Genomic DNA, 14,353 nt, shown 5'->3' with positions numbered 1-14,353 from the left:
TCTATCAAAGCAAAAAACAGCATCGAACTTATTGTGCGCAAGCCACGACATCGACTTCGACCAACCAGTCGGGTGAGACTAACCCGGCGACAAATACCGTCGTGATAGCTGGTCGTACGCCATCAAGGATTTCTTTTCTAACCTCGACAAGCCCGTCCATGTCTTCCCGGCGCACCAGGAAGAATGACATTTTTACAATATCTGAAAATTCCATATTGGCTTTTTTCAGAACGGCCTCAACATTTTTCAACGCCTGCCGGCATTGACCCTGTACCGTTGGTGAAAGCGGGCCGCCGTCTGGAGAATCTCCAATTTGACCCGATATGTACAGCGTGCGCGCACCGGCGGGTGTTTCAACGCCGTGAGCATAAATGCCATGATATGGGGAGGCTACCGGGAAGGGATCCAGTCGTTTGGAAATTGTCATAAATACTCCTTTTGTATCAGCAACGGCCTGTTTGGATTGGCCAATGCATTTGCTGCCGATTCAAATGGTGCAAAAGGGGAAGTTCAAAAAGCGAGTATATGGCAACAGGATCAGGAGAAATTTTCCCGAGTTAACTGATAGTGATCATAGGATGGTTCTAACCATCAAGCCGCTTCGGTGAATAACCAGTCAATTACCATCTGAATGGTCGGATTTTTCTCGGCATTGGGCAGGTGGGTAACACTAAAACTATGATGCCAATTCATCGGTTCCGAAAACTCGACCAAAACGCCCTTTGTCAAATATTCCTGCACAATAAGTCTTGGTAATAGGGCAAGACCATGCCCACCAATGGCTGCTTTCGCAGCAACCATGAAATGTTCGATGATGAAGGCGTGTTCGACTTTGGGCAGCGCAACTCCCGATTCTGTCTCCCAGAGATTCCACTCATTTTGTGCAAACACCTGTATCAGACGATTGGCAGTAACAAGAGTATCGATATTATGATCTTTTTCATCAAGCAGTCGTGGCGCGCAGACAGGAATTAGCTCACCTTTCACCAGTTCCCTCGAAATCAGACCGTCCCATTCTCCGGCGCCATAACGAATGCTTAGATCTACTTCTTCTTTTGTGAGATCCACAACGCGGTCTGATGTTAACAGTTCCAACTCTATGTCGGGAAACTGTTCAGCAAATGAAGCAAGTCGTGGCACTAAAAACTGGGATGCGAATGACGCCACCGTAGCCAACCGAATTACTTTTGACCGAGGAGGTTTTCTCGAAAATCGCTGGAAGGATTCTTCCAAAATCCGAAATGCGGGATAAACAGAATCTCGAAGGGCGCGACCTTCCAATGTTAATGCGAGTGCGCCGGGTAAACGATCGAACAACTGGGCTCCGATAAAATCCTCCAGCAAATGAATCTGCTTGCTAACGGCACTTTGGGTGACGCCCAGTTCCTGGGCAGCACGGACAAAGCTGAGATGTCGAGCTGCAACTTCAAATGCTCGGATCGCGTTTAGTGGGGGTAACCGTTTATCCATATACACGCGCTCCAGCACCGGAATTCGATTCAGCGCATAGTTTAGCTCTTGTATCGGAAACGCACAAATCGAATGCGGGCGAGCTTGTAAATCGACAATATTTTCTCATCAACCACACATATTACCAGACCTGTCATGACAAGCAGCATGCCCATCATCTCCCACCGACTAAAAACCTCATCCAAATATAGGGAGGAGATTGCAACTCCAACTATAGGTATCAACAATGCAAATGGCGACACTGTGGCGCTGTTATACTGGCGCAACAGCCATCCCCAGATCGCATAAGCAACAACAGTTGCAAGATAACCCATGTAGATAATGCTTGCCCATCCTTGGGGAGAAAGGGTCAAAATCAGTGAAACCGGTGTTGAGCTTTCCAAGAAATGAGATGCAACAAGCATCGGAATGATAGGGACAAGACTGGCCCAAATCATAAGGTGGAGAAGATTGACGCCAACCATCCCTTTCATGATGATGTTGGCGACGGCCCATGCCAACGCAGCTCCCAACAAAAGCATCAGACCGAAATTTGATACGTTTCCTCCGATACTCAAGAAGAAGGACAGGAAGCCCACAACAGCAAAGACGATGCCGGTCAATTGTCCCATTTTGACCTTCTCATCAAAAACCAGATAACTCAAAAAAATCGTGAAGAATATTTGTGCCTGCAACAGCAGTGATGCCATCCCCGCACTGGCATCTTGACTCATTGCTACAAACAACAGACCGAATTTTACAATGCCTAGAAAGGTTCCGATCGCAACAACATTCCATATGGATGTTCTGGGAAAAGGAATGAAAAAGATAGCCGGAACTGCGGCAACAAAAAACCGGCAAGCGATAAATAAAAGAGGTGGCAGTTCATCTAGGCCGGTCTTGACGACAGTGAAACTTGCGCCCCAGATACAGACAACCGCTAGACATAGCAGTACATCCTTTAAAACTATCATCGGTCGCTGATACTTAAAACCGTCCGCCAGCAAGCAACGAACCGCTGCAAGTGGGGAGAGTCAGAAAAACTGGGAAAAAGGGTTCGTAAATCCATATTCGATTAACTGGGCCGAAAATGATAACTTGAGAAACGACATTTTGGAAATGGGTTGAGGAGAAAAACTCATCTTTGTCGTTGTTATCCTCGATAGTTCTCTTATCTCCGCCAACAGTGATTCTTCTCTTCTCACCTCTTGCCGAGAGCGGCCCTGCATCCTTATGTGGGATAAAACGAATCTAGGATGAAAATATGACCGAAACACATCGTACCAAAATGCTGATCCTGGGCTCTGGCCCTGCCGGGTTGAGTGCCGCTATTTATGGAGCGCGCGCCGGGTTGGAACCGATTGTGGTGCAGGGGCTTCAACCAGGTGGTCAGCTGACAATCACAACCGATGTGGAGAATTATCCGGGGTTCCGTGATGTCATTCAGGGCCCATGGTTGATGGAGGAAATGCAGGCGCAAGCGGAAAAAGTCGGCACACGCACCATGTTTGATACGATCGTAGATGTAGATGTATCGCAACGGCCTTTTCGGATGACTGGTGATGGCGGAACGATCTATGAAGGCGATACGCTGGTCATTGCCACCGGTGCGCAAGCCAAATGGCTGGGCGTCGAAGGCGAACAAGAACTAGGAGGCAAGGGCGTTTCGGCCTGTGCGACCTGTGACGGCTTTTTCTATCGCGGCAAGAAAGTGGTCGTGATCGGCGGCGGAAATACTGCGGTGGAAGAAGCGCTCTATATGACCAATCACAGCGATGACGTCACCCTGATCCATCGCCGAGACAGCTTGCGCGCTGAGAAAATTCTGCAGGACCGGCTTCTTTCCAATCCGAAAATCAGTGTGTTGTGGAACAAGACGGTGGAAAAATTTGTCGGTGGCGGTGATCCGGAAGGTCTGGTCGGTGTTGATCTGGTCGATACGCAGACAGGTGAGAAAAGCCATCTCGCTACGGATGGTGCATTTGTAGCCATCGGTCACGCGCCTGCAACGGAGATATTCAAAGACCATCTCGATCTGATCGACGGGGGGTATATCGAGGTTGAGCCAGGCACACCAAAGACCAAGATTCCGGGACTCTTTGCCTGTGGTGATGTGATGGATCATGTTTATCGGCAGGCTGTGACAGCGGCGGGAACCGGCTGTATGGCGGCGCTCGATGCAGAGCGTTTTCTAGCTGAAGAAGAGTTTGAGTTGCTGGCGGCTGAATAATCAGGCGTTTTTGAGGACGTCCAAAAGCTGGGTTTCGAGCCAGCGTTTGGACTTGTCGTCGGCAAAACTATGAGACGCGCTATCTAGTGCCTCGGTGGTAATGTTCGGCAACGCTCTGGCAGCTGCAAAGTCTTTGCTGGTCCAAGCCGTCAGAAACGCGCGAGCGGTAGTATCTTTGCTGGCCAGCAATATGCGGCACGGTTTGTCGAGCTGGATCAATCCATTTCTAAGACGATTGGCAAGGTCAGTATTTTCTTGTTTTTGAGTCGCTTGTTTAAGGCCGCTCGCAAGCTTTCTTAAGTCGACCTTGCCGGTAAACAGGTCGACAATTGACTTGGGATTTTTCAAACGCGCCCAATAGCGCGACCGGACGGCAGAAGGGGGCGGCTTGGTTGGCGTTTGCGAGGTCGGATCAGCTTCTTCAATAACCCACGGGTTGGCCAATATGGTGCGATCAATAGCTGTATTGTTGCCAAATAGCGCTAAAGCGGTAGCCGCATCGCAATTGCCGAAAGCGACTATCTTGGAAAGCTTAGGGCATGTTTCGCGGAAATATTCCGTTGCGGCTTCGATATCGGCTTTCGTCTCCAAAAACCCCTCATTGCTACCACTGCTGTCGCCAATTCCGCGGCGGTCATAGCGAAAGACCGGAAAGCCATTGCGGGCAATCTCCTCTGCCAGTTTGGCCATGCCGGAGTGAGCGCCAGCCCTGATCTCATTGCCGCCGCTTACAATCAATAGTCCGGTCGGCCAAGTGCCGCTGTCGAGCGTGCCGGCGAGCATTGTATCCTCGCATATAAATTGATGAAAGGACCGCGTCATGCCGCTACCCATGCTGCCAAGTCGGTCGCTATGGCGCCTGAAAGAAGCATGTCGTCACCAGGTTCAGCACGTAACCAAAGCGCCGAGCCGACGATCCGCACATCGGCTTGTTGTGTGTTGTTTTCCAGCTGTACCGTGCGAACGCTATCGGACTGAGCGGGCAAGGCGTCTTCGAGTTCGGCAAACAGGGTATGACCAATGCTGTTGCCTGCAAGATTGACCTGACCTTGCTTTGCCTCTGCGACCAATTGCGCCATATCCGTGGATAGCCCCGCCTCTTTGTCAGAGGCCATGCGCGTACGCATCATTGTTCGCAGTAAAGTTAAGCCTTTTGCAGGAGATAGCCGCCATTTTTCAGCGTCATCATTAAAATCATCGATTAGGCATCCGCCGCGAAATGAGGCGATATGATGCGGCTCGGACAGTGTTTCGGAACAAGTCGCCAGCGCCTGCCGCCAAATTTTCAAACTGGCCTGCTCCTGAGGGAAAAGGCTTTCATTGGTGCCGGGCAGGTCGGGCAGGATACTGCCGATACCATGTTCAGCAAGCAGGCGCATCATGTCGACCAGCATCCGCCGCATGCGGTTCATTTCATCGAAAAGCGGCGGGATGATCAGGATGGTTTTTGCGTGGATAGCGCCAACCTGCAGGCAAAGTTCATCATGTCCTTGAAACTGATAACTCGAATAGTCGAGCCTTGCCGTCACTCGGCTGCTTTCATCTCAGCAAAGGCAACGAGATTTCCGAATGTTTCGAAAAGCTCGCCATCGACTTCATCATCCTCGATCATGATATCGAGACGGTCTTCCAACTCGGTCAAAAGCCCTGCTACCGCCATGCTGTCCAGTTCAGGTAGCGCACCAAAAAGCTCAGTTTCCGCGGTAAACGCAGCAACTTGTGCTTCGTCCAGTCCCAATATGTCCTGCATGACCGCACGGACAGCGGCTTCTGGCGTCAATTCCGTATTTTCCGACATCAATAAACCCCCGAATCCGGATAACCGCGCTTCCCTAAAGCGATCAACGCTTTCCTACAAGGGCTGACATCCGGTGACGCAGGATAGGCAACCAGGAAAGAGGGTTATTGGGCCAAAACATCTCCAAACGATACCGTGTACGGACGTCTTCCATCCATTCGCGCTTGTAAGGATCATTACCTGTGCCGAAATCGATCAGTTTCACCCGATCAACATCAATGGCATGCTGAAACATGGCAACGGATAGCAAAGTGCCGGGCGATGATTTGGTGGCATCAGCTATATGAGCAAGCTTGTGGATAAGCGCTTCACCATTTTCCACGGTCCAAAATTGCGCTGCAACGGGCTTGCCATCAATATAGGCAAGGCCAAGGCGCAAGCATCCCGCAGCGGCCTCCTGCTGGGCAATATTTTTCAGGAAATCCGGACTGCCTTCCTCTGGTTTCCAGCTTTTGGCGTAAACATCGCAATAATCCGCCCAATGCTCTGCGGAAAATTCGGTCTCGATCCGGATGGAAACGATATTTTTCTTCGCCTTGCGGCGAACTGTGTTGCGTAGTTGGCCAGGCCGCTCAGCCCAATATTGGTCGAATGTGCGGCCGTTTACCGAAAGGATATGATTGTCATCCGCTTTTGATTTGAATACCACCCAACCGGCTTGCTCAAACGCGCGTTCGGTCAGACTGGCGGCGTAATCTTCCTCTGGGACAGGAGCAATTTCAATATGATGTGAAAGGGATTTAAGCTTCTTTGCAACCCCCGCAAGCAAAGCCAACTTTGTGACTTCATCAAATTTCCCGGTAAAAATTGGTCGATAGGTAAAATTATACCAGTTGGCGAGCGCGGTATAGTTTCCGAACCTTTTTTTCGTCAGGAACATCCACGCTTGCGCATCGTTTTCGGCGCTATGAACGATCAGCGGTTGAGTATCGGGCAGACACTGCTCATGCAGTTGTTTCAGCCATTCCATACGATCGAACAGTGACTTTTGAACGCTCCGGTCAAGCTTCTCGCCAGCTTCGGCTTGCGCCGACTGGAAATTATCGTGATATTCACTGTTCATTGCTATCGTCATGTCTGTCACAAATTTCTACTTTTTCCCATAGGCTCAAGCATTTGACTACTGAACACATAAAATACGCGTTCCCTTTGGACCGTCTTGCCGTTGGAAAAGATCCTGACGCCACGGCCTTGGTCACACGCTCAGGCTCTCTTAGCTACAAGATGTTAAATCATCGTGTGGGTGTGTTGGCGCGTTGGTTATTGGAGCAAGGTTTCGAAAAAGGCGACCGGGTAGCGACATGGCTGCCGAAGACGGAAATGGCCTGTATCATGCCGCTCGCAGCCGTTCGTGCGGGATTGGTGCATGTGCCAGTTAATCCGATTCTGAAGCCTGCCCAGGTAAAGCATATCGTGACAGACAGTGGCTCAAAACTGCTGATTACCAATACCGGGCGCATAAAGTCTCTTGAAGATATGCCGGTCGATAAGGGATGTGCAGTTTGGAACGATGCAGCGGTTTCGACCGATATGGACAACGTTGCGGATCCGTTGGAACCCAATGAAACTGCCAAGAATGTCGACGCTTTAGCAGCGATATTATATACCAGCGGGTCAACCGGACGGCCAAAGGGTGTCATGCTCACCAACGCCAATCTCAGCCTTGGTGCTGTCAGTGTCGCACAATATCTGAAGATGAAGCCCGATGACCGAACGCTATGTGTGCTGCCCCTGAGTTTTGATTATGGCCAGAATCAGTTGCTTTCGACCTGGTTTGCGGGAGGTTGCGCCTATCCACTGGATTATCTGACACCGCGCGATGTCATAAAGGCCTGCGGGCGTGAAGCCATTACAACCTTGGCTGCTGTGCCCCCGCTTTGGGTGCAACTGGTGGACCAGAGCTGGTCAGAGGAGGCGATATTATCCATGCGCCGACTCACCAATAGCGGCGGTGCCTTGACGCCATCTCTGGTGAAGCAATTACGGGCTATTTTTGGCTCTAAGACAGATATTTACGCCATGTACGGATTGACCGAGGCTTTTCGATCCACTTATCTGGAACCGGCGTTGATCGATGACAATCCGACCAGCATGGGAACCGCTATTCCTTTTGCGGAAATCATGGTGGTTGGCTCAGATGGCGATATTGCAGCAGTTGGGCAAGAGGGGGAGCTCGTTCATGCCGGACCGCTTGTGGCACAGGGATATTGGCAGGATGATGACCGCACAGCCGAACGCTTCAAATCGGCACCAGCGGCATCCGAATATGGCGGAATAGCAGTCTGGTCGGGCGATACAGTCAGGCAAGAAAGTGATGGCTTGCTTTATTTCGTTGGACGAACCGATAATATGATCAAAAGCTCCGGAAACCGGATCAGTCCATCAGAGATTGAAGAGGTTGCGGTTGAGTCCGGGTTTATCGCGGAAGCCGTGGCTATCGGCGTTCCGGATGAGCGGTTGGGGCATGCGATTTGCCTTTATGTTCGGCCTGCTACAGGTCAGGAAACAGAAGATATTGGGCAGGCGTTGAATAAATATCTTAAACGCAATTTACCGAATTTTATGCACCCGCGGGATATTGTTGTGATGAAAGAATTCCCAAAAAACCCTAACGGGAAACTGGATCGTAACGCATTGGCAAAGGCCCGGAATATATGAACAAGGTCAAGCCTATCGGCCCGATACCTGACGGCTATGAAAGTGTAAGCGGAGAGCTCGCTATCGGCGGTGCATCTGCCATTGATTTGGTGGGCGAGCATGGCTCACCGCTTTTTGTCTATTCGGAGAACCTGCTTAGTCGGCGGATTGAAGCTTTGCGTGCAGCTATGCCGGAACAATTACACATTCATTATGCGATGAAGGCCAATCCCTTTACACCTGTGCTTTCGCACATGATTACCCTTGTTGATGGTATCGATATTGCCTCTGGCGGTGAGCTGGCCATGGCTTTGCGGGCTGGGGCTACTGCGGGCCACATCAGCTTCGCTGGTCCGGGTAAACGGGATGATGAACTGCTGCAAGCCATAAGGGCCGGCGTTACGATCAACATCGAATCACCGAACGAATGTGACCGGGCTCTGTCCATTGGTGCCCGGGAAGGGGTTAAACCGCACCTTGCGGTCCGCGTTAACCCGGATTTCGATTTGAAGGGCTCCGGTATGAAAATGGGCGGTGGTGCCAAGCAATTTGGTATGGACACTGACCTCGTTGCTCCAACCGTGCGCAAGATTATGGCATCAGACGCGCACTGGCGCGGATTCCATATTTTTGCCGGGTCGCAGGCTTTGAAGGCCAATGCCATTATAGAAACTCAGGCGCAGACCATTGCCCTGGCGGCGCGACTGGCCGATGAAATCGGCCATAGTCCGGAACATGTTAATCTGGGTGGGGGGTTCGGTATACCCTATTTTCCTGGTGACGAGGCCTTGGATATCATGGAAATCGGGATTGCCTTGAAGCAACAGTTTTCTGATCTGCCTGCTATATTGTCGAATACGCAATTTGCGCTTGAGCTAGGGCGCTATCTTGTTGGTGAAGCCGGGGTTTATCTGACCCGGATTGTGGATCGGAAAGAGAGTCAGGGCGAGACATTTTTGGTAACAGATGGCGGCCTGCATCATCAGCTCGCCGCAAGCGGTAATTTCGGAACGGTGATCCGCCGAAACTATCCAGCGGCGATCGCAAACCGTTATGATCAACCATCGGAAGAGACTGTTTCCATTGTGGGTTGTCTGTGTACCCCGCTTGATCTTTTGAGCGACCGTGCGGAAATGCCGGTCGCACAGGTTGGCGATGTGGTCGCGATATTCTGTGCCGGGGCTTATGGTGCGACAGCCAGTCCTGCAAATTTTCTGGGGCAGGGGGCAGCCAGGGAAGTAATGGTTGGTTGAGGTCGCAAGACTCCACAATCCCAATAAAACCGGGAAATATTAACCCTAATTTCTATCAATCCTAACGCTATCTTCACTATTTTCACCGATAGCTTTCGCAAGACTATGTGTGATCGGCCGATTTCTCCGTGGAATCGACCGTTCGCCAACGGTTGTTTGCGAGGATTTAAGAATGGCTATTGCTTCGAAAAAGAAAAACCTGCCGAGATATCTTCTCGGCGCTGGATTGGTATCCCTTTCGGTTGCCGGATGCTCCAGCACATCTTCAGGGCCTCAATTGCCACCCGCTTCATTTGTTTCAATGCAGGAAGGTCCGGGTGAAGAATATGTTATCGGACCGCTTGACGAACTCACCATCTTTGTCTGGCGCAATCCGGAATTGGGCGCGAAGGTTCAAGTTCGTCCCGATGGCCGGATAACCACGCCGCTGATTACCGACATGCCTGCTGTGGGGAAAACGCCCGCAATGCTTGCAGAAGATCTAAAGTTGCAGCTGTCGGAATATATCAACGAGCCCTTGGTGTCGGTTATCGTCAATAATTTCTCGGGTACATTTTCACAGCAGATCCGGGTTGTCGGAGCGACCGAAAAACCGGCTTCGATACCATATCGCGCCAATATGACTCTGCTCGATGCAATGATCGCTGTTGGTGGTTTGTCGGAATTTGCGTCCGGCAATAAAGCACGCCTCGTCCGTTATGATCGCGGTACTGGCAAGCAACAGGAATATGCACTGCGCATCGCCGATCTGCTGGATCGCGGCCAGACCAAAGCCAACGTGATGCTGCGTCCCGGTGATGTGATCATCATTCCAAAGAGCATGTTTTAACCGCCGCTACCCGAAACAGAGGGGCGCAAAGCTTAAAAGGGATCGAAAAGATCAATGAACGGCCTTTATGATGAATTTAGAATAGCAGTGCACAGCGTCTGGAACAGGCGCTGGCTGGCATTGGCTGTCGCCTGGGGCATCTGTTTGCTGGGATGGCTGGTCGTTGCGCTGATTCCGAATAGCTATGAATCCAAAGCACGCGTCTTTGTCGAAATGCAGTCCATCCTGTCTGACAAGGTGGGTATCGAATCCCGCGACCGTAAAAAGAATATGGACCGGGTCCAGGAAACGCTGGCTTCTACCATCAATCTTGAAAAAGTGGTTCGCGGGACTGATCTGAATCTGTCGGTTGCGAGCGACCGGGAATTGGCTGGCAAAGTTGAGATGTTGCGCAAAAACATCGAGATCAAATCGGAAAAAGATAATCTTTTCGAGATCACGGCGAAATCATCTGCCAGCAATTTCTCAGATGCAGAAAATGCCGTGTTGTCGCGCGCTATTGTCCAAAAGATGATCGATATTTTCGTCGAAGAGAACCTGTCCGGTGACCGTGATGAAACAACGCAGACACTGAAATTTCTGGATGGCCAGCTTGCGACCCGTGAAAAGGCCTTGCAGGAAGCAGAACAGAAGCGCGTACAGTTTGAAACTGAAAACCTCGGTCTTTTGCCCGGTGTCGGCTCCATCAGCCAGCGTATAGAAGCATCACGGGCAGAACTCCGACAGATTGAATCGCAATTGGCCTCTGCATCCAGCTCACTGGCAGCCTTGAACGGCCAGTTATCGGGAACACCGCCAACAATTGCCACGCCGGGATTTGGAGGTGCCAGTTCAGGCGGCGGCGCACGTGGTCAGTTGGCGCAGGCACAAGGCAAATTGGCATCGGCCAGAGCGCGAGGATGGACGGATAGCCATCCGGATATCATTGCCATGAAGAGCGAAATTGCCGCTTTGCGTGCACAGGTTGCGGCAGAGCCCAAAGGTTCACGCGCCTATGGAACGCCAAATCCCGCTTATAGCTCACTGCAAAGCATGCGCGCTGAGCGCCAAGCCTCGGTTGCCGCTTTGCAAGCCCGGAAAAACGCGATTCAGGCGGATATGACGCAGCTGATGTCCAAGCAGTCTCTGGAGCCCGGAGTTGCTGCTGAAATGGCGCGCATCAACCGCGACTATGACGTGCTGAAAAGCCAGTATGACAAATTGCTACAAGACCGGGAGCAGATCAAACTGCGCGGACAGGTGGAATCGGAAACAGATTCGGTAAAGTTCAAGGTTATCGATCCTCCCTCCAGCCCAAGGTCTCCCGCTGCACCTAACCGGCCGCTGTTGCTGGCGATGGTTCTGTTTGTCGGTGTTGGGGGCGGTGTTGGTGCGGCTTTTGCCATGGGGCAATTGCAGACCAGCTATCCGACGTCGGCACGGCTTGAAAAGGCTAGTGGACTGCCGGTTATAGGCTCGGTTTCGCAGATCCTGACGAGCAGTCAAAGAGCCATAAGACAAAAGAAAATGCGCCTGTTCTACAGCGCCGGTGGTGCCCTTGTTGGTGTCTTTGCGTTGCTGATGGTCGTCGAATTTATTCAGCGCGGCATGGTGGCTTGAGGAAAGAAGATGAACAAATATAATCCTCTCAGTAAATCAGGATCGCTGCTTGAACGCGCAGGGCAGGTCTATGACTATGTCCCATCGAAAAAGGGTGGTCCGATAGAAAACTACGGGCCGGAAATTTTGCCGCCCGAAATAACGAAACGGCCGATGGTGCCAGCCGCATCAGATCGTGCTCCTGTTTACGATGGCCCGCGTGTCATCGTTGATCGTGAGAAACTGCGCGAAGCGGGCTTTGTTGTGCCTGATGGTCCCGTCACCGGCATTTCCGAAGAGTTTCGTATCATCAAGCGACAGCTTTTGCTGGCAGCGAAGGGAACGACCAAACAGGCGCGACTGCCACACGGTGAACGCATTCTCATCTGTTCGGCACATCCGAATGAAGGCAAGACATTCTGCGCCCTTAACCTGGCTCTGTCGATTGCGGCAGAAAAAGACAATGAGGTGCTGCTCGTCGACGCTGATTTCGCAAAGCCGAGCATCCTGTCCAGCCTGGGTCTGGAAGGCAGTAAAGGCCTGATGGATGCGCTGGCTGACCCGCAGCTGCCAGTCGAGGATTGCATTATTCATACTGATATTGCGGGCCTAGCCATCTTGCCGGCGGGCGAGCAGACTAATGCGGACACTGAATATCTTGCCTCTTCGCGGACACAAGAGGTGCTCAACCGGTTAACCCAGAACAACCCCAACCGAATTGTTATTTTTGATTCACCGCCCGCCTTGTCGGCCTCGCCAGCATCCGTGCTCGCGACCCATGTCGGACAGGTGGTGATGGTCGTCAAAGCGGATGAAACAACCGAAACAGCCCTACGTGACGCGCTTAGTTTGATGGCTGGCTGTGACAATATCCAACTGCTTCTCAACGGTACGAAATTCTCGCCGACCGGGCGGAGCTTTGGATCCTATTATGGATATGGAGAATAATCGTGAGCAAGAGTAAGTTCATGAACTTAATCAGGCAGGGAGCAGTTTTGGTTCCCCTGGGCATGGTTGCCGTGCAGCCTGCACAGGCGCAAAGCCGCAATGTTGAGGTTACACCCTATCTCGAAGTACAACAGGTGTTGGTCGCCGACCTGAAAAACGGTTCGGAGGTCTTGACCTACACGACAGTTGCCGCGGGCCTCGAAACATCCATCCAGACCCGTCAGGCAGAAGCACAGGTAAACGTGCGATACGAACGTCGCTTTTTCTATGAAGATGATATCGGCGATGATGATATTTTGAGCGGCTTGGCTCGCGGCAATGTGCAAGTCGTGCCCAACGTTCTCGCACTGGAAGCAGGCGGTATTGCGACACGCAGCCGCATTGATCTGCGTGGGGAATCGCCGACCAATACTGTCGGAAATATCGACAATGTCACGCAGGTTTACTCAATTTATGCTGGACCATCATTGTCCACCAATATTGGTGCGCTGGATGTGAACGCCAATTACCGCGTCGGCTATACAAAGGTCGAAAGCGAAGATACTGGCATATTGCCTCCGGGGCAGTTGCCGATTGATATTTTCGACGACAGCGTTAGCCACTCAGCCAGTGCCAGCGTTGGAATGCAGCCACGCGACCTGCCTTTCGGTTGGTCCGTTAGCGCAGGTTATGAACGTGAAGATGCCGGTCAGCTGGATCAGCGCTTTGAAGGTAAATATGCCCGTGCCGATGTAACTGTTCCGGTGACACCTACTGTAGCACTGGTAGGTGGTGTCGGTTATGAGGACATCGAGATTTCCGAGCGCGACGCACTTCGGGACATTAACGGTGATCCGGTTGTCGATGAGGACGGCCGATTGGTCACTGATGAAGCATCTCCGCGTTTGCTGTCTTATGATCAGGATGGCCTGATCTGGGACGCCGGTGTATTGTGGCGTCCTAGCCGCAGGACCTCTCTGGAAGCGCGTATCGGCCGACGTTATGGTAGCACGACTTATGCCGGTAGCCTTGGGTATCAGCCCAATGAGAACACATCGCTCAACGTCTCCGTTTATGACACGGTGTCCGGCTTCGGTAACTTGCTGAATGATAATTTGGATTCTTTGGGAACCAGCTTCACCAGCAATCGCAACCCGTTGAGCGGTGAACTGAATGGATGTGCCTTTGGGCAAACCAGCAGCCTGTGCATCAACGATGCATTGCAGTCTGCTGCCTCTTCATCATTCCGGGCGCGCGGCGTAAACGCACAACTGGCTTATAGCTATAATGGTTGGAACACGTCTTTGGCCACCGGCTATTCGCGCCGCCGGTTCATTGCATCACAATTGGGCGGTCTCGCCAATGTCGATGGTCTGGTTGATCAGAACTATTATGCCAACCTGTCGATCGGACGCCAGATTGATGCGCGGTCCAGCTTCGATACCAATGTTTACGCCAATCTGCTGGATAGCGGCTTTGCTGGCGCACCCAACGTGCTCGCACTGGGTGCCAACGCGGCATACTACCGTCAGATCATACCAGGATTGAATGGGACCGCCGCTGTTGGTCTCGACAGCTTTCAGCAAGACGGCTTTGACAGTGAGCTTACGGCTTCTGCATTGCTTGGGCTGCAATATGAATTTTAGCAATAT

General features: G+C 51.7%; 14 protein-coding genes. 7 read left to right on the top strand and 7 right to left on the bottom strand.

Translation table 11 applies throughout. The features are described from left to right. Nucleotides 1–28 precede the first annotated feature (28 nt). The 3 genes from DK507_RS15190 to DK507_RS15180 all read right to left on the bottom strand — a co-directional run bounded on the left by DK507_RS15190 (nucleotide 29) and on the right by DK507_RS15180 (nucleotide 2,456). On the bottom strand, nucleotides 29–427 hold the full coding sequence (locus tag DK507_RS15190; RefSeq protein WP_109357154.1) for a RidA family protein: 399 nt from the start codon (nucleotides 425–427) through the stop codon (nucleotides 29–31). A gap of 164 nt (nucleotides 428–591) precedes the next feature. Further along, nucleotides 592–1,470 carry a LysR substrate-binding domain-containing protein gene (locus DK507_RS15185; protein ID WP_109357153.1) on the bottom strand — a complete coding sequence of 293 codons (879 nt, stop codon included), beginning with the start codon at nucleotides 1,468–1,470 and terminating at the stop codon, nucleotides 592–594. A gap of 41 nt (nucleotides 1,471–1,511) precedes the next feature. Continuing rightward, complete coding sequence (locus tag DK507_RS15180; RefSeq protein WP_216822395.1) at nucleotides 1,512–2,456, bottom strand: EamA family transporter; 945 nt, start codon at nucleotides 2,454–2,456, stop codon at nucleotides 1,512–1,514. Nucleotides 2,457–2,713: 257 nt separating this feature from the next. Between DK507_RS15180 and trxB the strand changes: the two genes are divergently transcribed. Then, nucleotides 2,714–3,679 carry a thioredoxin-disulfide reductase gene (trxB, locus tag DK507_RS15175; protein ID WP_109357152.1) on the top strand — a complete coding sequence of 322 codons (966 nt, stop codon included), beginning with the start codon at nucleotides 2,714–2,716 and terminating at the stop codon, nucleotides 3,677–3,679. On the opposite strand, the gene DK507_RS15170 is transcribed toward trxB, so the two are convergent. From DK507_RS15170 to DK507_RS15155, 4 genes are read right to left on the bottom strand one after another with little or no spacing between them, the layout of a single operon-like run. After that, nucleotides 3,680–4,501: a hydrolase 1, exosortase A system-associated gene (locus tag DK507_RS15170; protein WP_109357719.1), complete on the bottom strand. Its 822-nt coding sequence runs from the start codon at nucleotides 4,499–4,501 to the stop codon at nucleotides 3,680–3,682. Continuing rightward, nucleotides 4,498–5,208 (bottom strand): hypothetical protein, encoded by a 711-nt coding sequence (locus DK507_RS15165; RefSeq protein WP_109357151.1) that lies wholly within the window; start codon nucleotides 5,206–5,208, stop codon nucleotides 4,498–4,500. Before DK507_RS15165 ends, DK507_RS15170 begins: the two co-directional genes overlap by 4 nt. After that, on the bottom strand, nucleotides 5,205–5,477 hold the full coding sequence (locus DK507_RS15160; protein ID WP_109357150.1) for an acyl carrier protein: 273 nt from the start codon (nucleotides 5,475–5,477) through the stop codon (nucleotides 5,205–5,207). The genes DK507_RS15165 and DK507_RS15160 overlap by 4 nt, the downstream gene beginning before the upstream one ends. A 43-nt stretch (nucleotides 5,478–5,520) precedes the next feature. Then, nucleotides 5,521–6,552 carry a GNAT family N-acetyltransferase gene (locus DK507_RS15155; RefSeq protein ID WP_109357149.1) on the bottom strand — a complete coding sequence of 344 codons (1,032 nt, stop codon included), beginning with the start codon at nucleotides 6,550–6,552 and terminating at the stop codon, nucleotides 5,521–5,523. Between the two features lie 41 nt (nucleotides 6,553–6,593). On the opposite strand from DK507_RS15155, the gene DK507_RS15150 reads away from it, so the two are divergent. From DK507_RS15150 to DK507_RS15125, 6 genes are all read left to right on the top strand, one after another. After that, nucleotides 6,594–8,135, top strand: a complete 1,542-nt coding sequence (locus DK507_RS15150; RefSeq protein WP_109357148.1) for an acyl-CoA ligase (AMP-forming), exosortase A system-associated — start codon at nucleotides 6,594–6,596, stop codon at nucleotides 8,133–8,135. Further along, entirely contained in the window at nucleotides 8,132–9,367 is a 1,236-nt protein-coding gene (locus DK507_RS15145; RefSeq protein ID WP_109357147.1) for a pyridoxal-dependent decarboxylase, exosortase A system-associated, read from the top strand. The genes DK507_RS15150 and DK507_RS15145 overlap by 4 nt, the downstream gene beginning before the upstream one ends. A gap of 172 nt (nucleotides 9,368–9,539) precedes the next feature. Continuing rightward, entirely contained in the window at nucleotides 9,540–10,196 is a 657-nt protein-coding gene (locus DK507_RS15140) for an XrtA/PEP-CTERM system exopolysaccharide export protein (RefSeq protein WP_109357146.1), read from the top strand. Nucleotides 10,197–10,250: 54 nt separating this feature from the next. After that, a complete protein-coding gene (locus DK507_RS15135; RefSeq protein WP_109357145.1) occupies nucleotides 10,251–11,795 on the top strand; it encodes an XrtA system polysaccharide chain length determinant in 1,545 nt (514 codons plus the stop codon). Between the two features lie 9 nt (nucleotides 11,796–11,804). Continuing rightward, complete coding sequence (locus DK507_RS15130) at nucleotides 11,805–12,722, top strand: AAA family ATPase (protein WP_109357144.1); 918 nt, start codon at nucleotides 11,805–11,807, stop codon at nucleotides 12,720–12,722. Nucleotides 12,723–12,724: 2 nt separating this feature from the next. Continuing rightward, the gene (locus DK507_RS15125; RefSeq protein ID WP_162559073.1) at nucleotides 12,725–14,347 is read left to right on the top strand and encodes a hypothetical protein; all 1,623 of its coding nucleotides are present in this window, start codon (nucleotides 12,725–12,727) and stop codon (nucleotides 14,345–14,347) included. The last annotated feature ends 6 nt before the right edge of the window (nucleotides 14,348–14,353 follow it).

Source organism: Sphingorhabdus sp. EL138 (assembly GCF_900258045.1).
In the GTDB taxonomy this organism is placed as follows: Bacteria; Pseudomonadota; Alphaproteobacteria; order Sphingomonadales; family Sphingomonadaceae; genus Parasphingorhabdus.
The sequence above is the reverse complement of the archived record's forward strand: the minus strand, read 5'-3'. Positions and strand labels throughout refer to the sequence as shown.

Bases quoted from the DNA above. Each gene is read 5' to 3' on its own strand.
- DK507_RS15160 (WP_109357150.1), bottom strand. From the start codon at position 5,477: ATGTCGGAAAATACGGAATTGACGCCAGAAGCCGCTGTCCGTGCGGTC.
- DK507_RS15135 (WP_109357145.1), top strand. From the start codon at position 10,251: ATGAACGGCCTTTATGATGAATTTAGAATAGCAGTGCACAGCGTCTGG.
- DK507_RS15145 (WP_109357147.1), top strand. From the start codon at position 8,132: ATGAACAAGGTCAAGCCTATCGGCCCGATACCTGACGGCTATGAAAGT.
- DK507_RS15155 (WP_109357149.1), bottom strand. From the start codon at position 6,552: ATGACGATAGCAATGAACAGTGAATATCACGATAATTTCCAGTCGGCG.
- trxB (WP_109357152.1), top strand. From the start codon at position 2,714: ATGACCGAAACACATCGTACCAAAATGCTGATCCTGGGCTCTGGCCCT.
- DK507_RS15140 (WP_109357146.1), top strand. From the start codon at position 9,540: ATGGCTATTGCTTCGAAAAAGAAAAACCTGCCGAGATATCTTCTCGGC.
- DK507_RS15170 (WP_109357719.1), bottom strand. From the start codon at position 4,501: ATGACGCGGTCCTTTCATCAATTTATATGCGAGGATACAATGCTCGCC.
- DK507_RS15190 (WP_109357154.1), bottom strand. From the start codon at position 427: ATGACAATTTCCAAACGACTGGATCCCTTCCCGGTAGCCTCCCCATAT.
- DK507_RS15185 (WP_109357153.1), bottom strand. From the start codon at position 1,470: ATGGATAAACGGTTACCCCCACTAAACGCGATCCGAGCATTTGAAGTT.
- DK507_RS15130 (WP_109357144.1), top strand. From the start codon at position 11,805: ATGAACAAATATAATCCTCTCAGTAAATCAGGATCGCTGCTTGAACGC.